Origin of the sequence: Pseudomonas sp. R1-1, assembly GCF_051132135.1 — a bacterium.
Taxonomy (GTDB): Bacteria; Pseudomonadota; Gammaproteobacteria; order Pseudomonadales; family Pseudomonadaceae; genus Aquipseudomonas.
Genome location: NZ_CP071663.1, coordinates 1,591,017 through 1,610,425, shown reverse-complemented (window position 1 = coordinate 1,610,425; position 19,409 = coordinate 1,591,017). Strand labels below are relative to the sequence as shown.

General features: G+C 55.7%; 17 protein-coding genes. 6 read left to right on the top strand and 11 right to left on the bottom strand.

The window, feature by feature from the left end; translation table 11 throughout:
• Nucleotide 1: 1 nt before the first annotated feature.
• From argR to acs, 7 genes are all read right to left on the bottom strand, one after another.
• Complete coding sequence (gene argR, locus J3P75_RS07400) at nucleotides 2-982, bottom strand: transcriptional regulator ArgR (RefSeq protein ID WP_434709800.1); 981 nt, start codon at nucleotides 980-982, stop codon at nucleotides 2-4.
• A gap of 248 nt (nucleotides 983-1,230) precedes the next feature.
• The gene (locus J3P75_RS07395) at nucleotides 1,231-1,995 is read right to left on the bottom strand and encodes an ABC transporter ATP-binding protein (protein ID WP_007912705.1); all 765 of its coding nucleotides are present in this window, start codon (nucleotides 1,993-1,995) and stop codon (nucleotides 1,231-1,233) included.
• Nucleotides 1,996-2,022: 27 nt separating this feature from the next.
• Entirely contained in the window at nucleotides 2,023-3,135 is a 1,113-nt protein-coding gene (locus J3P75_RS07390) for a succinylglutamate desuccinylase/aspartoacylase family protein (protein ID WP_434709799.1), read from the bottom strand.
• A gap of 1 nt (nucleotide 3,136) precedes the next feature.
• The gene (locus J3P75_RS07385) at nucleotides 3,137-3,835 is read right to left on the bottom strand and encodes an ABC transporter permease (RefSeq protein ID WP_101155916.1); all 699 of its coding nucleotides are present in this window, start codon (nucleotides 3,833-3,835) and stop codon (nucleotides 3,137-3,139) included.
• The gene (locus J3P75_RS07380; protein ID WP_007912702.1) at nucleotides 3,832-4,521 is read right to left on the bottom strand and encodes an ABC transporter permease; all 690 of its coding nucleotides are present in this window, start codon (nucleotides 4,519-4,521) and stop codon (nucleotides 3,832-3,834) included. The genes J3P75_RS07385 and J3P75_RS07380 overlap by 4 nt, the downstream gene beginning before the upstream one ends.
• A 91-nt stretch (nucleotides 4,522-4,612) precedes the next feature.
• Nucleotides 4,613-5,386, bottom strand: coding sequence for an ABC transporter substrate-binding protein (locus tag J3P75_RS07375; protein WP_090285420.1), 774 nt, complete (start codon nucleotides 5,384-5,386; stop codon nucleotides 4,613-4,615).
• A gap of 727 nt (nucleotides 5,387-6,113) precedes the next feature.
• Entirely contained in the window at nucleotides 6,114-8,069 is a 1,956-nt protein-coding gene (acs, locus tag J3P75_RS07370) for an acetate--CoA ligase (protein WP_090285423.1), read from the bottom strand.
• A gap of 673 nt (nucleotides 8,070-8,742) precedes the next feature.
• Here acs and J3P75_RS07365 point away from each other — a divergent pair.
• From J3P75_RS07365 to J3P75_RS07350, 4 genes are all read left to right on the top strand, one after another.
• Nucleotides 8,743-9,003 (top strand): DUF2790 domain-containing protein, encoded by a 261-nt coding sequence (locus J3P75_RS07365; RefSeq protein ID WP_203419157.1) that lies wholly within the window; start codon nucleotides 8,743-8,745, stop codon nucleotides 9,001-9,003.
• Nucleotides 9,004-9,552: 549 nt separating this feature from the next.
• Entirely contained in the window at nucleotides 9,553-10,800 is a 1,248-nt protein-coding gene (locus J3P75_RS07360) for a ribonucleotide-diphosphate reductase subunit beta (protein WP_090285427.1), read from the top strand.
• Nucleotides 10,801-11,168: 368 nt separating this feature from the next.
• Nucleotides 11,169-11,702, top strand: a complete 534-nt coding sequence (locus J3P75_RS07355) for a BRO-N domain-containing protein (RefSeq protein ID WP_434709798.1) — start codon at nucleotides 11,169-11,171, stop codon at nucleotides 11,700-11,702.
• 113 nt (nucleotides 11,703-11,815) lie between these two features.
• Nucleotides 11,816-12,583: an HNH endonuclease gene (locus J3P75_RS07350; RefSeq protein WP_434709797.1), complete on the top strand. Its 768-nt coding sequence runs from the start codon at nucleotides 11,816-11,818 to the stop codon at nucleotides 12,581-12,583.
• On the opposite strand, the gene J3P75_RS07345 is transcribed toward J3P75_RS07350, so the two are convergent.
• Nucleotides 12,580-14,304, bottom strand: a complete 1,725-nt coding sequence (locus tag J3P75_RS07345) for a DUF262 domain-containing protein (protein WP_434709796.1) — start codon at nucleotides 14,302-14,304, stop codon at nucleotides 12,580-12,582. The genes J3P75_RS07350 and J3P75_RS07345 overlap by 4 nt on opposite strands.
• Before the next feature lie 389 nt (nucleotides 14,305-14,693).
• On the opposite strand from J3P75_RS07345, the gene J3P75_RS07340 reads away from it, so the two are divergent.
• Nucleotides 14,694-15,683, top strand: coding sequence for a hypothetical protein (locus J3P75_RS07340; RefSeq protein WP_434709795.1), 990 nt, complete (start codon nucleotides 14,694-14,696; stop codon nucleotides 15,681-15,683).
• 3 nt (nucleotides 15,684-15,686) lie between these two features.
• On the opposite strand, the gene J3P75_RS07335 is transcribed toward J3P75_RS07340, so the two are convergent.
• From J3P75_RS07335 to J3P75_RS07325, 3 genes are all read right to left on the bottom strand, one after another.
• The gene (locus J3P75_RS07335; protein ID WP_434709794.1) at nucleotides 15,687-16,823 is read right to left on the bottom strand and encodes a hypothetical protein; all 1,137 of its coding nucleotides are present in this window, start codon (nucleotides 16,821-16,823) and stop codon (nucleotides 15,687-15,689) included.
• Between the two features lie 81 nt (nucleotides 16,824-16,904).
• On the bottom strand, nucleotides 16,905-17,624 hold the full coding sequence (locus J3P75_RS07330) for a DUF6933 domain-containing protein (RefSeq protein WP_434709793.1): 720 nt from the start codon (nucleotides 17,622-17,624) through the stop codon (nucleotides 16,905-16,907).
• A gap of 76 nt (nucleotides 17,625-17,700) precedes the next feature.
• Nucleotides 17,701-18,516 (bottom strand): sulfite exporter TauE/SafE family protein, encoded by an 816-nt coding sequence (locus tag J3P75_RS07325; RefSeq protein WP_434709792.1) that lies wholly within the window; start codon nucleotides 18,514-18,516, stop codon nucleotides 17,701-17,703.
• Nucleotides 18,517-18,627: 111 nt separating this feature from the next.
• On the opposite strand from J3P75_RS07325, the gene J3P75_RS07320 reads away from it, so the two are divergent.
• The gene (locus tag J3P75_RS07320) at nucleotides 18,628-19,395 is read left to right on the top strand and encodes an AraC family transcriptional regulator (RefSeq protein ID WP_434709791.1); all 768 of its coding nucleotides are present in this window, start codon (nucleotides 18,628-18,630) and stop codon (nucleotides 19,393-19,395) included.
• Nucleotides 19,396-19,409: the final 14 nt, after the last annotated feature.

Genomic DNA, 19,409 nt, shown 5'->3' with positions numbered 1-19,409 from the left:
GTCAGCCTCGCTCAGGCGGGACTGACGACAATTCGAACGGGCTGCTGCTTCGCCGCTGGTTGCGATCTTCCCGCGGCGTGGCACCGAAGAAGTTGCGGTAGGCGCTGGAGAAATGCGGCCCCGAGGAGAAGCCACACGACAGGCCGATCTGGATGATCGACTTGCTGGTCTGCATCAACATCTGCCGGGCCTTGTTCAGGCGCAGTTCCAGGTAGTACTGGCTCGGCACGCGGTTGAGGTACTGCTTGAAGATCCGCTCCAACTGGCGCCGCGATACGCACACGTGCTGGGCGATTTCGTCGGTGGTCAGCGGTTCTTCGATGTTGGCTTCCATCAGCAACACCGCCTGGGTGAGCTTCGGATGACTGGAGCCGAGTCGGTTCTGCAACGGAATGCGCTGACGTTCGCCGCCTTCGCGAATGCGCTCGACCACCAGTTCTTCGGACACCGCACCGGCCAGTTCCGCGCCGTGATCACGCGCCAGTACCGCCAGCAGCAGGTCGAGCACCGACATGCCACCGCAGGCGGTCAGGCGATCGCGATCCCAATCGAACAGATGACTGGTGGCGATGACTTTCGGGAAGCGTTCGGCGAAATCGTCCTGCCAGCGCCAGTGCACCGCAGCGCGGTAGCCGTCAAGCAAACCGAGCTGGGCCAATGGGTAGACACCGGCCGACAAACCGCCGATCACGCAACCGGCACGCACCAGTTGCTTGAGCGCACTGCTCAGCGCCGGCGCCAGTGTGGTCGGCGGCTCGTCAGCGAGCAGGAACAGTTTCTGGAAGTTCTCGAGCTTGCCGGCCCACGCTTCACCGGGTAATTGCCAGGCGCTTTCTGCCGGCGGTTCGGCCTGCAGGAATGACAACTCGTAGACCACGTCCGGGTGCACACGCTGAGCGACACGCAAGGCTTCCTCCGCCAGCGCCAGCGTCAACGCTTTAGTGCTGGGCCAAATCAGGAAACCAATTCGATGGGCAGTCATGGGCGGGCAATCCGAAACGAACAACGGTGATGAAGGCATGGGCCAATGCTAGCCCGTAAATGAACACACATCGCAAACAATGCAGATCCATTGTAGGAGTGAGCCTGCTCGCGATAGCGGTCTTTCAGACAACCATGATGTTGACTGTTACACCGCTATCGCGAGCAGGCTCACTCCTACAGGGGACTTCGTCTGTCCCCAAGGGCTGCGAAGCATGCACTATTGAAGTGCACAACGGCAGCCCTGTTTTATTTCAGGCTACCGGACAGGAACTGCTGCAAACGCTCCGACTGCGGGTTGACCAGCACTTCGCGCGGGTTGCCGCTTTCTTCGACGACGCCTTTGTGCAGGAACACCAATTGGTTCGACACTTCGCGGGCAAAACCCATTTCGTGGGTGACCACGACCATGGTCCGGCCTTCCTGCGCCAGCGCCTGCATGACTTTCAGCACGTCGCCGACCAGTTCCGGGTCGAGGGCCGAGGTCGGCTCGTCGAACAGCATCACTTCCGGTTCCATCGCCAGCGCACGAGCGATTGCCACGCGCTGCTGCTCGCCACCGGACATGTGCCCAGGGAACGCATCTTTACGATGGGCCACGCCGACCTTGTTCAGGTAGTACTCGGCTTTTTCGCGAGCTTCGTACTTGGGCACGCCAAGCACGTGCACCGGCGCTTCCATGATGTTTTCAATCGCGGTCATGTGCGACCACAGGTTGAAATGCTGGAACACCATCGACAGGCGCGAACGCATGCGTTGCAGCTGCTTCGGATCAGCGGCTTTCAGCGCGCCGTCCTTGTTGGCGACCAGTTTCAGCTCTTCGTTGTTGAGCAGAATCTTGCCCGCGTGCGGCTGCTCGAGCAGGTTGATGCAACGCAGAAAAGTACTTTTGCCGGAGCCACTGGAGCCGATGATGCTGATCACATCGCCGGCGGCCGCTTTCAGGGACACGCCCTTGAGCACTTCGTGACTGCCATAGCGTTTATGCAGGTCTTGGACTTCAAGTTTGTACATGCGGTCGGTTCTCACAAAAACAGTCAGTCAGTCGTTGAGCAAGCGCCCGTGACGCAGCGCTTCGCGCCCCGCCACCTTGGCCAGCCAGAAACCGGGTTGGGCATAACGCAGCCGTTCAATGGCAAACAGCACCCCGGACGTACCAGCACACACCGTGCTGACCCGATCGGCCACAGGGTCGATCACCTCAAAAATCTCCTCGCCCGCCTCGACCCATTCGCCGGGCTTGCGGAAAAAGCTCACCACACCGGGGTGTGGCGCAAACAACAATTCAGTGCCTTCGAACGGCATGCCTTCGCACGGTTCAAAGGCCGGGTTCGGCCACTCGCCCGTAATCAGCCCTTGCTCGGCGAGGAAGGCGAGAATGCCTTCAGCGTAAGCCTCTGCTTCAGCGCGGCCGGTATCGGCCTGACCGCCCAGTTCGATGGTCGTGGCCAGGCACGCCAGCGGAATCTGCGCATCGGGGAACTGCCGCGACAGGCGCAGCCACGGCAGCGAGCAGGCTTCGTCGAACGAGCTGCCGCCGGAGTCTTCTGCGAGCAAGCCAACCTTAACGTTCAGGTGCGCGGCGAGCGAGCGCCACTGCGGCCAGTGTTGCGGCAAGGCATACATGTGCAGCGCGGCTTCGGCATCGCAATGCAGATCGAGCACCACATCGGCAGTGCAGGCATGGCTGAGCAATACCCGCTGCATGCCTTGCAACTGGCTGCTCGCGGCTGGCAGCGCGGCCAAATGATCGGCCATCGCCTGACGGATCATCCGCACATTGGCGTGTGGATCGTCCCCGAGCTTGTCGGCCAGCGCGGCGGCGACCGGCGCGCTCAGCTCGACGAAATCACGGTTGAAATTCTTGCCGCTGCCCGCCTCGAAACGGCCCTGGTGATTGCCTTGAAGCAACTGCCCGAGCCCCAACGGATTGGCGACCGGCACCAGCTCGATCACACCGTTGAGCAAGCCTTGGGCTTCGAGTTCGCCGAGGCGCTTTTTCAGCTCCCAGGCGGTGCGCATGCCCGGCAGTTCGTCGGCGTGCAGGCTGGCCTGGATGTAGGCCTTGCGCTCGCCGTGGCCAAAGCGAAAAACCGAAACCTTGCGCTCGCTGCCCAGGTGGCTCCACGGCAACACGTGGTCGATGCGTTCCATATCAATGCTTCCGCGGCGCGAGGTAGCTCAACCAGCGACGCTCGGCCAGCTTGAACAGCTTGACCAGAATGAAGGTCAGGCACAGGTAGAACACGCCAGCGGTGATATACGCCTCGAACGGCAGATAGAACTGCGCGTTGACGGTACGTGCCGCGCCAGTGATGTCGATCAGGGTCACGATCGACGCCAGACTGGTGGTCTGCAGCATCATGATCACTTCGTTGCTGTACTGCGGCAGGGCCCGGCGCAGGGCCGATGGCAGCAGGATGCGTTTGTACAGTTTGAAGCGCGACATGCCCATGGCCTTGGCCGCTTCGATCTCACCGTTTGGCGTGGCCTTGAGGCTGCCGGCGATGATCTCGGCGGTGTAGGCGCTGGTGTTGACCGCAAACGCCAGGCACGCACAGAACGTGGCACTGGACAGCCACGGCCACAGGAAGCTTTCGCGTACTGCTTCGAACTGCGCCAGACCGTAATAGATCAGGAACAGTTGCACGAGCATCGGCGTGCCACGGATCACGTAGGTGTACAGCCACGCGGCGCCGTTGACGATCGGGTTCTTCGAGACGCGCATCAGCCCCAGCGGCAGGGCCGCCAGCAAGCCGAAAAACAGCGACAGCGCGAGCAGTTTGAGGGTGGTCAGCAGGCCGCCGAAGTACAGCGGCAGCGCCTCCCAAATGACGTTGTAGTCGAAGATCATAGATCAGCCGCCCTTACGCCTACCGAGTAGCGCTTCTCAAGTTGACGCAGGATCAGCAACGAAACACTGGTGATCACCAGGTACATCGCCGCCACTGCGAGGAAGAAGGTGAAAGGCTCACGCGTGGCATCCGCCGCCTGCTTGGCCTTGAACATCATGTCTTGCAGACCGACCACGGAAATCAGCGCGGTGGCCTTGGTCAGTACCAGCCAGTTGTTGGTGAAGCCGGGAATCGCCAGACGAATCATCTGCGGCACCATCACCCGGAAGAACACCTGAAAACTACTCATGCCATACGCCATGCCGGCTTCGGCCTGACCTTTGGGGATCGCCATGAACGCGCCGCGGAAGGTTTCCGACAGGTACGCACCGAAGATGAAACCGAGGGTGCCGATACCGGCGGCCAGCGGGTTCAGGTCGATGTAATCGTCATAGCCGAGCATCGGCGCGACGCGGTTGAGCAAGTCCTGACCGCCGTAGAAAATCAGCAGGATCAGCACCAGATCGGGAATCCCGCGGATCACCGTGGAATACAGATCGCCCAGCCAGGCCAGCCAGCGCACCGGCGACAGGCGCAGCGCGACACCGATCAGCCCGAGAACGATGGCCAGAGCCATGGACGACAAGGCGAGCTGAAGCGTCAGCCATGCGCCATCGAGGATGACAGCCCCGTAGCCTTTCAACATGATTCAGGTCCTCGAAAGTTGGGATGAAAAAATGGCGCAAACCGCAGAGATTCTGTTGCTTGCGCCATTTCGGACTTGTCGCAGAGACGGGTTACTTGCCGTAGATATCGAAGGCGAAGTACTTGTCCTGGATTTGCTTGTATTTGCCGTTCTCGCGGATGGCCGCGATGGCGCTGTTGATCTTGTCTTTCAGGGCGTCGCCCTTGCGTACCGCGATGCCTACGCCGTCGCCGAAGTATTTGACGTCGGTGAACGCCGGGCCAACGAACGCGAAGCCTTTGCCGGCGTCGGTTTTCAGGAAGCCGTCATCGAGCAGGGTCGCGTCAGCCACGGTACCGTCGAGACGACCGGCAGCCACGTCGAGGTAGATCTCGTTCTGCGAACCGTACGGCTTGATCTCGGCACCCAGCGGCGCGAGAACTTCACGAGCGAAACGCTCATGGATCGAACCGCGCTGTACGCCGATGTTCTTGCCCTTGAGCTCAGCCAGACCTTCGCTGACCTGAGTGCCGGCCTTCATCACCAGACGTGCCGGGGTGTTGTAGTACTTGTTGGTGAAGTCGACCGACTTCTTGCGATCTTCGGTGATCGACATGGACGACAGGATCGCGTCGATCTTGCGCACTTTCAGCGCCGGGATCAGACCGTCGAACTCTTGCTCGACCCACACACACTTGACCTTCATTTCTTCGCACAGCGCGTTGCCGATGTCGTAGTCGAAACCGACGATGCTGCCGTCCGGAGCTTTCGAGGCGAATGGCGGGTAAGCCGCTTCGATGCCGATCTTCACAGGTTTTTCGTCAGCGACGGCATTCAGCGACAGCACGGACAGTGCCAGGGCGCCAAGCAGCACAAGTTTCTTCATCTTGGGACTCCATCGGTAAAGGGCAAAAACGGCAGAGTGAGCAACAGCCCAATATGCGAATGGGTGAATCAGGAAATCGGTTGCTGCATCGGTGGGAAATTTCCTGTTGAAACCGGCGAAGATTTCAACGTCAGCCACGATGAGCGAGTGATCGGCATTCTAACGACAGGCCCGAAGCCGATATTTCTTCAATGCGACAACTAATTACAGATGCACAGAGAAAGCGACTTGAGCGCATTGACAGCCTTGCAGTTTCATGCAAGAGCGAAAGACAGTGAACCGATCCATGCTGCAAATTGCGGGCCTATTATTCGCAAACCCTTCTAATCCGGCAAGCGCAGCGTTATGTCTAATTTTTCAGCGGGGGTTTTGAGGCTCTGGAATGGGGCGTTGCGTTTCCCATCGCCCCGTTGCGGGGCGGGCGGTTACACATTGGGTTGTGGTGGGTAACAGCGGGAAAGGTCCTGCGGTGCAGGTCGATAATTATTGATTGGCCAGATGATCGTTCCCACGCTCTGCGTGGGAATGCAGCAAGGGACGCTCTGCGTCCCAAGAATCGACGCAGAGCGTCGGTGGAGGCATTCCTACGCGGAGCGTGGGAACGATCCGCTTCAGGAGTGAGCCTGCTCGCGATGAGGCCAGCCCTACCAGCACAAAACCTGCAGACACAAAAAAAGCCCTGTCCGGCCTACACCGAACAGGGCTTTTCAGCGCATCAACCTGCTACTTAAGCAACATTCATGGTCTTGTGCGTATCAATCAAATGCTGCACCACACCCGGATCCGCCAGGGTCGAGATATCGCCCAGGCCGTCATATTCCGCCGTGGCAATCTTGCGCAGAATCCGCCGCATGATCTTGCCCGAGCGGGTCTTCGGCAGCCCCGGCGCCCACTGGATTACATCCGGCGAAGCGATCGGCCCGATTTCCTTACGGACCCAGTTCTTCAGCTCCAGACGCAGTTGCTCGGTCGGCTCCTCGCCATTCTTCAAGGTCACATAGACATAAATACCCTGACCCTTGATGTCATGCGGCACACCAACCACAGCGGCCTCGGCGACTTTCGGGTGCGCAACCATCGCGCTCTCGATCTCGGCCGTGCCCATGCGGTGGCCGGAAACGTTGAGCACATCATCCACGCGCCCGGTGATCCAGTAGTAACCATCGGCATCGCGACGCGCGCCGTCACCGGTGAAGTACATGCCACGGAACGTCTTGAAGTAGGTATCGACGAAGCGATCGTGATCGCCGTACAGCGTGCGCGCCTGACCCGGCCAGGAATCGAGAATGACCAGATTGCCCTCGGCCTCGCCCTCGATGATGTTGCCGAGATTGTCGACCAGCGCCGGCACCACACCGAAGAACGGCCGTGCCGCCGAACCAGGCTTCAGCGCATGCGCGCCCGGCAATGGGCTCATCATGTTGCCGCCGGTTTCGGTCTGCCACCAGGTATCGACGATCGGGCAACGCGACTTGCCGACATTCTTGTAGTACCAGTCCCACGCTTCCGGGTTGATCGGCTCACCGACAGAACCGAGCAGACGCAGACTGCTGCCATCGGCGCCCTCAACGGCTGCCTGACCGGAAGCCATCATCGCGCGGATCGCGGTCGGCGCGGTGTAGAGAATATTGACCTTGTGCTTGTCGACGATCTTCGCCACCCGGGTGATGTCCGGATAGTTCGGCACGCCTTCGAACAGCAGCGTGGTCGCGCCATTGGCCAGCGGGCCGTAGACGATGTAGCTGTGGCCGGTGACCCAGCCGACGTCGGCGGTGCACCAGTAAATTTCGCCCGGGCGGTAGTCGAACACGCGCTCGTGGGTCATCGCCGCATACAGCAGATAACCGCCAGTGGTGTGCTGCACGCCCTTCGGCTTGCCGGTCGAGCCGGAGGTATAAAGGATGAACAGCGCTTCTTCGGCGCCCATCTCTTTCGGCGCGCAAACGGTGCCCGCCACTTTCATCAGGTCTTCGTACCAGATGTCGCGATGCTGGTTCCACTTGATGTCGCCACCGGTGCGCTTGCAGACGATGACTTTCTGGATGCTGCTGGTTTCCGGGTTGGTCAGCGCGTCATCGACGTTGGCCTTGAGGGAAATCTTCTTGCCGGCACGAATGCCTTCGTCGGCGGTGATCACCACTTTCGAACGGCAGTCGATGATGCGTCCGGCCAGGGCCTCCGGCGAGAAACCACCGAACACCACCGAGTGAATCGCGCCGATCCGGGTGCAGGCCAACATGGCGACCACGGCTTCGGGAATCATCGGCATATAAATGGTCACCACGTCGCCACGGTGCACGTCCTGACCGCGCAGGGCGTTGGCCAGTTTGCACACTTGCTCGTGCAGTTCGCGATAGGTGATGTTGCGGCTCTCGGAAGGATCGTCGCCTTCCCAGATGATTGCGACCTGATCGCCGCGCTCGGCCAGATGACGGTCGAGGCAGTTGTAGGAAACGTTGAGGGTGCCGTCGGCAAACCACTTGATGTCGACGTGGTGATCGTCGAACGACGTCTGTTTCACCGTGGTGAAAGGCTTGATCCAGTCCAGACGCTGGGCTTGCTCGCGCCAGAAGCCGTCAGGGTTGACGACCGACTGTTGGTACATGGCTTTGTAGGTCGCCTCGTCAGTCAGCGTATTGGCCAGAACCTCGGGACGAACGGGATACAGAGAAGCCGCACTCATCTTTCCTACCTCGGTGTAATAGTTGTTTTTGTATGACCCCGTTGTAGCCGGGTGGGCCCCATAGAACCATTCGACGATGGTAGTAACAAGCCCCTACAAAACATCCAGACATCGCTTCTCAAAGGCTGACGCACCTCGCCCAAACACCGCGAATCCCCTGTGGGAGCTTGCCTGCAAGCGATCCGGCCAGCACAGCCAACATCTTCATTGCCTGAACCATTGCCATCGCCAGCAGGCTGGCTCCTACAGTTCTCGGGCATATGCAAAATCCTGTGGGAGCTTGCCTGCAAGCGATCCGGCCAGCACAGCCAACATCTTCATTGCCTGAACCACTGCCATCGCCAGCAGGCTGGCTCCCACAGTTCTCGGGCATATGCAAAATCCTGTGGGAGCTTGCCTGCAAGCGATGCAAACAACTCGGTGCGCCAGACAATCCACTCCCACCGATTGTTACCAAATCTGCCAAAAGTGTTTATCAAAACCCGCTCTGTTTACCCTCGCCCCATCTCCTTAAAATTCACTCCGCCAACACGGCAAACGCGATTAACAACGTTACAGCCCCCACGAAGGCCGTTAATCCAGCTCTCGCATTAAAGATCCAAACACCGACGTTACACACGCAACCCCAAAAAGGTTGCGTGACCCCTTTCGACCTCAAAAAGGTAAACAGCAAATGAAAGCTTTAATGTTCCTGGTCCTCAGCAGCCTGTGCGCAACCGCCATGGCCGACCAGACCCCGACTGATGTTGCACAGCAACAACCGGTGGTCGAGGAATACACGTACTCCACTCACCTGGACATCGCCAAAGTGGTCTCGATGAGCGAAGTCCCGAATGTCTGTGAAGTGGTACCGGCAAAAATGGAATACGACGATTCCAAAGGCCAACGCCACATCCTGCGTTACAGCATCATGGGCAACGGCTGCACGAACTGAATCAGACTGCACCGAATTGGATCGCTCAGCACAGATCTGAGACCCGATTCCAGCCCGACTTCGGTCGGGCTCAGTTGTGTCTGAGGTCGGCAAAAAGGCTTGCAAAACACTAGATGTAGTGAATCGAGCGTTTTTCTGGTCATTTTTCAACCAAAAACGCCGTTGCCAAAAAATTACCGAAAAAAAATCTGCACACCGCAATCCGACGCAAAGCCCTGTAAACCCTCGGTCGGACCTGAATCACTGCCCTCCTCGGCCTCTTCATGAGCCGATTCGCCGCACCACGCCGGTAAAAATTTCCCTATAATGCCGCCCATACGGGTCAGCAATATTCCCTTACAGGGAGCAAGCGCCATTCTGAAGCCCCGCAACAGTGCTCGACACTGGCTGCGCCCATCAGAGGCTCTCGGAACCCGTCAAAATTTCTGTTTATTTGCCTGCGTGCATCGCTGCAAAAAACGACATCCAACGCGGCTTGTTTGGCCGTGTGAAAAACCAACCCATCAGGTTTCACACGGGCACAAGCCCTCACGCAGGAGACGACACGTCATGCTGAGCTGGGACGAATTCGACAAAGAAGACAGTGAAGTAGCGGTAAAAGGCGCCAACGCCGGCCACGCTTCCGAAGCCAACATGGACCGCCTCGACAACGCCGGCGGTGCCGCCGCCCTCGAAGCCCGCGCCGTGACCGCCGACGACTCGGCCGCCGTGGCCCGCGCCAAGGCTGCACTGAACTCCCTCGACGTCGCCGAAGGCCTCGCCGAACTCGAAGGCGCCGCCGCCCGTGTCGCCGTCGACGAAAAGCGCATGATCAACTGCCGCGCCGACCTCAACCAGCTCGTGCCATTCAAGTACGACTGGGCCTGGCAGAAGTATCTGGACGGTTGCGCAAACCACTGGATGCCGCAAGAAGTCAACATGACCGCCGACATCGCCCTCTGGAAAAATCCGGAAGGCCTGACCGACGACGAGCGTCGCATCGTCATGCGCAACCTCGGCTTCTTCTCCACCGCCGACTCCCTGGTTGCCAACAACCTGGTCCTGGCCGTGTACCGCCTGATCACCAACCCGGAATGCCGCCAGTACATCCTGCGCCAGGCTTTCGAAGAAGCGATCCACACCCACGCCTACCAGTACTGCATCGAATCGCTGGCCATGGATGAAGGCGAAATCTTCAACATGTACCACGAGATCCCATCGGTCGCGAAAAAAGCCGCCTGGGGCCTGAAATACACCCGTTCGATCTCCGATCCGAAGTTCGAAACCGGCACCCCGGACACCGACAAAGAGTTGCTGCGCAACCTGATCGCCTACTACTGCGTTCTGGAAGGCATCTTCTTCTACTGCGGCTTCACCCAGATCCTCTCCATGGGCCGCCGCAACAAAATGACCGGCGTCGCCGAGCAGTTCCAATACATCCTGCGCGACGAATCCATGCACCTGAACTTCGGCATCGACGTGATCAACCAGATCAAAATCGAAAACCCACACTTGTGGGATGCCGAGATGAAGGAAGAAGCGACCCAGATGATTTTGCAGGGGACGCAGCTTGAGATCGAATACGCGCGGGATACCATGCCTCGCGGGGTGTTGGGGATGAATGCGGCGATGATGGAGGACTATCTGAAGTTCATTGCTAACCGTCGTTTGTCGCAGATCGGCCTTAAAGAGGAATATCCAGGGACGACTAACCCGTTCCCTTGGATGAGCGAGATTATGGACTTGAAGAAAGAGAAGAATTTCTTTGAGACGCGGGTTATTGAGTATCAGACTGGTGGTGCTCTGAGCTGGGATTGATAATCTCGCTTGGCACGATTCGACGATTGCAGTTTGAGTCGGCGAGTCGAGAAAGCAGAAAGCAGAAAGCAGAAAGCAGAAAGCCCCGATCTAATCGGGGCTTTTTTATGGGTGATAGGTAAACCTTTTTACGCCTACGCCACACCGCTCAATTTCCTACAGCACTTACAGTCACTTCCCATTGAAGCCTGGTGCGAGCACTACTAAGCTCTATCGCAGGTGCCTAAGAAACGCCCAACGTAGAAAGCTTGGTTAGTGACACAGACGTGTAATTCGTCGGTGGCAACTGCTCTGCTCGTTGGGATTTCTTAAGTCCACTCTACGTTGGGGTCAGGCCTTCCCAAATCTAAAACGTAGAGGTCATAAATATGTCTGTTCCATTCTCGGTAACCGTCTTCTCTCGCCACAATCTTTCGCTACATGCCCTTCTATTCGAAAACCAGCCTTGGTTCGCCGCCCGCGATGTCGGCCGATTGATGGGCTTCCATCTGAATGATCGTGTGGTCAACAAGCTAGATATCGATCAGCGTCGCGTCATGTGGATTGAGTACTTTCGAGAACCTCAGCAGCATCTGATGCTCAGTGAGTCCGGGGTGTATGCGCTGTTGGTGTATCACTATGTTCCGGGGAATCGGTTGTTGCGGGAGTGGCTGACCAACGAGGTAGTGCCAACCTTGCGCGACGCTGCAGATTCGGGAGATTCGAATCGGCCAATGTTGAGTTTGTTGGATTGGCCGGAGATGTCTTTGAGCCTGCTGCATTGGCAAGATGAGGGCTGGATTCGGCTTCGGGATATGCCTTACCTGTTGAACCATCAAAATCCACGACGAGCTTCTCTAGAGAAACCCTGGTGGCGGAGGGTTGCGCAGGTGTTTCAGTCTTCGAAGCATTCGATGGGTTAGGAACAAATTTGTAGGACCGCGCAGGACTCGTCGCTATTTCCTGTAGGACTTTTCGTAGACAGATGTGATGGCCACTCAGTATCGTCCGGGGGTTTTCAACCCTCGGCGATTGTATGGACACGAAAAAAAGTAATAGCGATTGGAGTGACGTAGAGATTCAGGCGGCAGTCGACGCCTATCTCAAAATGCTGGCACGCGAGCAGAGCAGCCAGAAATTCGTCAAGACTGAGGAAAATCGAATCTTGCGTGAAGGCCCCTTAGCCGGTCGGACTAAAGGCTCGGTCGAGTTTCGGATGCAGAACATCTCTACCGTGCTGGTAGAAATGGGTCGAACGCGTATTGAAGGCTACAAACCTGCCAAGAATGTTGGCGCGAATGTAGCACGCAGCATTCGTATGGCGCTAAATGCTTCTCTTATTTTGACACCCGAAGATTCTGCTCCGACTGCGGATGAAGAACTATTGGAGCGCCGGGCAGCAAAATTTGAGAGTCAGGCATTTCTGTATGTACCAAAAGGCATCATAAATCCGGTACAGGCTGAGTGCACAAAAAAGACATATCTTCGAGATCCTGAATTAAGGGCATGGGTTCGCCAGCAGGCTAATGGTAGGTGCGAAGGTTGTGGCAACCCCGCACCGTTTGAAAAGAGTGGTGAGCCTTTTTTGGAGGTGCACCACGTTAAGCATCTCTCGGAGAATGGATCAGATCGCCCATCGAATGTTGTTGCGCTATGTCCTAACTGTCACCAACGCTGTCATCACTCGAGCGATAAGCTTGAATTCACTGCTGAGCTCTATAAAAAAGATAACAAGATTAAAACAAGAGTAAAAAGGAAAGAATGGCAGTCATCCTTCCCACCTAAAAATCTCATCCTGCACTAAATCTGCTTACTCCAACGCTCACAGGCCCAAGCCGCGATATCTGCGCCGCGCTTTTTAATCATCTCGATATTCCACTCTTTTAAATTAGAAATCGTTTTTGGTGTTCTATACAAAGTCTCATCACGATAAATCACCTGAGTATCCTCCCAACTCCTATTGCTCTTTTTAGAGTTTGAAGGACTACTGAGCGGGACCAAGTTACCCCATGTATCACAAAAACGACTATGCTCGCCATCATCAACATTCCAGTTAGATGAATTCTGAGGCATAACATGATCGATAGTCATTGGCTGAGAATGAGAGATTGGATCCCCATCAAATCCATTCTCATACTCCACTATCACATACTTGCTTATTTTCCTAGAATAAAGAGGCTTATTACAAATCGCATCGAAAAACATTTCATTATCAGGAAATACAACCGTTTTATTTTCAGAAATTATATCCATAAATAACGCCGGCTTATTACACCCCCCTTTATCACTTATCTTATTAAACATATCTTTGAATAATGCATGCAGGCCTGTGGGCTCATAACCGCAAATAGCACGACGCACTAAGAACGACTCAACTAACTCCAAATAAGTCGCAAATATATCTTGCTTTAGCTTATCTTCCGCCACCAAGCTAAAAAGCCTAAAAACAAATGGCAGCACTGACGCAGGCATTTTTATGCGCTTCAGGCTAACAATTGAATCCAATGTACGGGCAGACAACTCATACCTTTGCTGCGCCTCAGACAATTCCGCGTCCCCACCCACAAAACAAAGATAGATATCCTTATGGCGCTTGATATCCTTTATGATATCTAGTGCACTCCAATCTTTCCATCTAGATTTAAGGGTAGTGAGCATTTTTGACTTGGTTGTGGATGGAGTATCTGATAAGGAAAAAGGAAAGAAATAATTTTCAAAATGATCACCCATTGATTCTTCAAGGGGCAACCAGTAAGAGCGATATACCATCTCAGTAGCTTCTGGATTCTCCAAAGTCTTCTGAAAAACCAAATTCCTGATCAAATCCTTACTGTCTAACTTAATCCCTTTTGCATTGAGACTATCAAAAACCTGGTGAGGATCTTGATCATCTCCCAAGTAGATAGTTACCACTTGCAGTCTTTCAAGCAGCACAACAAGGTATTTCTCAAAGAGTTCCTCGCTAAAACTGCCCGTGTCATCCAGGCACGATTTTTCAATCAACTTTCCGATTTCTATATTCGCGTCCTTTATACGACCAGCTTTATCACCATGATCAAACAAAGATTTTGCAGAGTATTTATCAGGAATTTCGCGAAGAACATTATTTAATTGCCGCAAATCAAGCAGAGTGGGAAGGATCTTGGGCTCCCCACGCTGCTTTGTTTTCTGAATCAGAACATACTTCTCGAACAAATCTTTCGCTACATCGTTAAGACCATATTTTTCAGCGAGCAGACCAAACTGAATAATAAAAAAATAGATGGTAGATAAACGTTGCTGCCCATCAATGATTTCTATATCGTCAGCATTGAATGCCCTACCAGCACTTTTTATATCGAAAACAACCGCACCTAAAAATCTCGAGGATTCAACGCCTTCCACAATTTGCGTGATGTCATCCCAAAGTTCACTAATCTGAGACTTGCCCCAAACGTACTGCCGCTGAAAGAGAGGGGAACGGTAGCAAGCCTCCTTCTCAAAAATTTCCACCATCGAGCTAGCTCCAGCCTCAATCCCTTTCATAAAAAGTACTCCGCGCTAGTATTTTTCAATATGGTCAGTATCAACAGTTGTAATTTTCCCTGCGGCAGGATCAAAAAATCTTACGACTTTTGATTTTTTCTCAATTTTCTTGCCTGCCGAATGGTCGAATGACGACTATTCCTACGGAGATTAAGTACTATCTTACAAGCGGTGTTGCAACCTCTGTAGGAATCTATTTTTTTCCTACCAAGGCTATTTTTCATGCCATCAGTTATCGGTAGGCCTGACACACCCAAGAAACAGGAATCGAGCGACGGTGTCTGGATCTAGGCATATCCAAGGAGCTTTTCCGGATTGTGCTCCGTCTACAAATAATCGTTTTCCCCATCATTAATACCCCTCCCCCACTCAAGGATCCGAGCCCCACCATGAAATTCGACCTCGCCTACTGCCTCAGCCTCGACGACAAGTTGTCGATCTATGACGTTCGCGATCTCAATTTCGATGAGACAGTGGCCTTCGACTCGGCGAAGGAACACTTCCAGTGCCCCAACGATGCCTGTCGTTCGGCGTTCGCGGCGGCCAACAAGTTGGGTACGTTCAATGCAAAGAACGTGAATTACGTGCGCACGCCGCACTTCAAGAATCTGCCCACGACGCAGCATGTGGCGGGTTGTCCGTATGTGAGTTTGAAGGCGTCGGCGTCTGGGGTTGAGGCGTTGGATGGCGAGGCGGATGACGGGCGCGAGGAGCACTTTCCGTCGGAGTTGTTGCTGACGCGGCGTGAGTATGTGCGCAAGCCTGTCGCGCCCGCGGGGGCGGCGGATGTGTTGCGGGATGATCCGGTGCGGGCAGCGGCGGACAGTGGCAAGGAGTCAGCGGGGCGTGAGTCGGCGCCGGACAAGACCAGTGTGTTTGCGCATCCCGTGGAGTGTTTCGTTTCGAACTTCGCTGACAAGGATTTGCTTAAGCGGATGCCGTTGAAGGTCGGTGAGCATTCGGCGCCTTACAGTTCGTTCTTCAAGAAGATTGAATATCTGACGGACAACAAGGGACTGATTTACTGGGGGCGGATCAAGAAGATTGAGGACTTCCACAGCGGCGCCAGTTTTCGTATCGATTTCGAAGACAAGGTCTGGTTCAAGAAGCCCGAGGACAGTAAGAAGAAGCCGTATCCGGTCAGCGTTTATCTGAACAAGAAGCTGATCGACAACTACCGCAAGCGCAAGGCGTTTCTGGAAGAGATCAAGCACGCGGTGGACAGCGACAAGGCGTTGTTTTGTTTCTTCTATGGGGTGACGCCGGAGTTGAAGCAGGTGCCTGGCAAGAAGAACCCCGAAAAGCCTTTCGAGGTCTTCAATGCCAATATCGAGAACCTGGATCACTTCATCATTCGTGAAGCGCCGAGCCTGGAGTGACGGTTAGCCTTCGGGTAGTTGCAGTTTGGCTTCGCCACGGTGTTGATTGACTAGCGAGTACGGCAGCACTGGCCAATCGGGGTTGTCGCAGTTGCGCTGGTATCGGGCGAAGTAAGCGCCGAGGTAAATCCCCTTCGGCGTGAAGTGCCAGTTGGAGTAACCCCAAACACTTTCATCGGTGTAGTCGCAGTCGCCATCGTCTTCGGCGGGCTTTTTCATTTCCCCGGGGTACAGCGTAGTGAACTGCTTGACCAGCCACGGCGCCATGACTTTCAGTTGATCGTATTCGGTGGCTGCGCTATCGGGCTCACCAATCCACAGCACATCCTTGAGTTTCAACAATTCACCGGTGTGCGCATTCAGATTGATCGGTGAACTGCCGAAGTCCGGGTGGGCGCCGCCGCAACTGTAGCCGGTGGAGATATCCAGACTGACCACGTCGGCCGAGAGAAACTGCGGGGCAGCGCCTTGATCGAACTCGGCGTATTCCCCGCCATCCATCATGCAGCGGTGATAGTCGATGACTTCAGTCCAGAGTCGTCCGAGCAAGTGGTTGTTGATGCGCTGTTGTTCTTCTTTCGGGTAGCCCGACTCGACGCTGAACAGCGAGATCTTCGACTCAGGCTCGGTCCACCATTGCAGGTCGTAGCCCATGAAGTTTTCTTTCTTTTCCGGCTTGAGCTTGAGCCCCTGCAAGCGCAAATACTCGTAGGGATCGTCCTTTGGCAACGTGGCAATAAAGGGCAGCGTTGTGGCTGCTGGCGCAGGAAGTTGGGCTTCGGTCAGTTGCACCGGAAACTTCTTGCCCTTGGGATTTCGCCATTCGCCCTGCCAACCATTAGCGGTGGATTTTAACTTCAGGGTAGGAAGCAGTTTTTCTTCACTGTAACGGTTGTTGCCTTCGACGAGACTCAGCGTGTTGTTCTGCAGCGAGCCGCTGAGCGCCAGGTCACGGTGGTACTTCTCGTAGAAATAACGACCGGTCACTTCGTCGTGTTGTGCAGTATTGAGCTCAACCACGATCGGTGATTCGCCCAACGTACCGGTAAAGACACGCGGGCCTTCTTCGGCATGCGCGACGGAAACCAATGAGAACAGCACAGCAGCGCATGGCGCCAGGCGCTTCAATCCTTTGAACATGGATCGATCCTTGAAGAAGTCGGAAATAGCATCGACGGCGCCGACGCTGAAAAATACGCTGCGGATTATGGCGAGAGTCGATCAACTATTCGAGTTTTCTCGTTCGTACTCTTTAAGCCAGGCTTCGTGTTCAAGGGCTGTGAGTTCTCGAGCCACTTGTTGGCGACGTTCCTTGGCCGCATGGAGCTGGACGTCATCAAGAAAGCAGTAATGACGCAGCCAGTGGAGTGTCATTTCTTCATCCGGGAAGAAGTAAGACTTGGCGCCCTTGCTATTCCTGGGTGTGTCATTCATTTGCGCGTCGAACACCATCGCTGCGGTTTCATCCGGTGGCAAAGACCCGGTATGGGCGACCTTGTCCTGGAACATCCATGCAATCTCATCAATGTGTTTTTGCGCGCTGCGATGGCTGCGTCGATAAAAACGTTGGTGTTCACAGGTCTGTAGCAGACGCGCCGCCATCAATTCCGGGTTAAGCCAGGGTCCGAGTTTATGAAGGTGTGCGTTGATCATCAATCCATGGACCCAGCGATCAATAAACCGCGCAACGAAATCTTCGGTATTGGCCTTTTTCAAATCGGCCAGAATCAGGCAATAACGGGTTTTGACGTGAATGACCAGCAGCACGTGCTTGCGTTGCACCGTTATGGTGTGAACCAGCCACTGCTCGTCAGCACCGCTCAACTCATGATCTTCGATGATTGAGGACGGCGGATTAGCGTCCACCGGCGTGACCTTTTTGCCTTTGTGAACACGGCTAAAAAACTTGCTGGCGGCTTCGGTGCAATTAAAGATCAACATCCTGGTTCTCTGGTTATTGCTGGAGGCAGCGTTCAGTTATCGATTTTGGTTTCTTGCGCTGTAACTTGGCAATGGTTCATTTCACCGAGATACACAGCATCACGATAATCAGCAATCCAATATAGACCCACGCATGCACCCGATCCGGAATCCGCCCGATCCACAGTGTCGCGAGCCTTATCCCCAACAACGCCCCCACCGTCAGCACCGCAAAAGCCAGCAAATCCACATACCCGACAAACCACGCACCCAGATCCGTCTCGCTGAACCCGGCCAGCGCCATGTACGTCAGCGTCCCGGCCACTGCTACCGGCACGCTCAGCGGATTGGCCATGGAGGTGGCCTGCGACATGCTCAGCCCGCAGCGGCGCAACAGCGGCACGGTCATGACGCTTCCTCCTACACCGAGAAAGGTCGCGATGGCGCCGATGCCTACGCCGCCGGTGGAGGTTTCTGTACGGCTGAGTCGGCGTGGGATGACACCGTCGGTGTGGCGAAGAAATCCGCGTCTGAGCAGGCAGTCGATGATGGTTACGCCGAGGTAGGCGATGAATGCATAGCGAATCACTTCGCCGCTGACCCACACCGCCGCTGTTGCACCTACGACCGCACCCACTCCAATAAACCCACCCAACGGCCACAGGTAATGGCGGATGAGATTGCCGGCGCGGCGGTGTTGGTTGGTGGCAATCAGGGCGTTGACGATCATTACGCAGGTCGAAGTGGCGACGGCGATGTGCATGGCCGATTGGCTGATTGGGTCGTCGGCGCCGTGGCTGGCGGTGAGCAGGCGATACAGCAGCGGCACAATGACGAAGCCGCCGCCGAAGCCGAACAGCACGGCGGAGATACCGGTCAGGCAGCCGAAGCAGGTCAACAGTAGATAGAACATGTCGAGGCGTCCGTGGTGGGAAAGCGCTCGACGATAGAGTTTCGCCGCTTGGCCCGCTTCAGCATGTCAGCCAATAATGCTCGCGTTTACGCCAACCACCGGAAGACGCACATGCGCAATGTTTCGATCAACCAACTGGATGACACACCGCGCAAGGTGGTGGCGCTCGGTACGGACTATTCCCACGGTCACCTGCTGCCTTTTCATACACATCGGCGCGCGCAGTTGTTGTACGGCGCGACCGGCGTGATGCAAGTCCGCACCCATGACGGCAATTGGGTGGTGCCGCCGCAGCGGGCGGTGTGGATTCCGCCGGGGGTGGCACATGAGGTGTTGATGCTCGGGGTCAGCACTCGCAGTTTGTATATTGAGGCCGGCGCGGTGGATCTGGGACCGCGCTGCCAGGTGATCAGCGTGTCGCCGTTGATGCGTCATCTGTTGATGGAGGCGGTGGCAGCTCCGCTGCTGTATGACTTGGACGGACGTGACGGCGCGCTGTTCGACTTGTTGTTGCATGAGCTGACACGCAGTGAGGTGTTGCCCCTACATATCCCTATGCCAGCCGAAGGAAAGCTCCTCAGTCTGTGTCGGACCTTTCTGAACAAGCCCAACGCACACCAATCCCCGCAGTATTGGGCCGAGCAGATACACATAAGCTTACGCACCTTTAACAGATTGTTTCGGCAGCAGACCGGGCTCAGCTTTCGTCAGTGGCGGCAGCAGGCCTGCGTGGTGCTGGCGCTGGCGCGACTGGCCGAGGGCGAGGCGGTCACGCGCATAGCGCTGGACTTCGGCTATGAAAGCCCGGCGGCGTTCTCGACGATGTTCCGGCGCGTGCTCGGTCAGGCACCGTCCGTCTGGTTGGAGGCGGCGAAGTAGGGCAAATCTAAAAA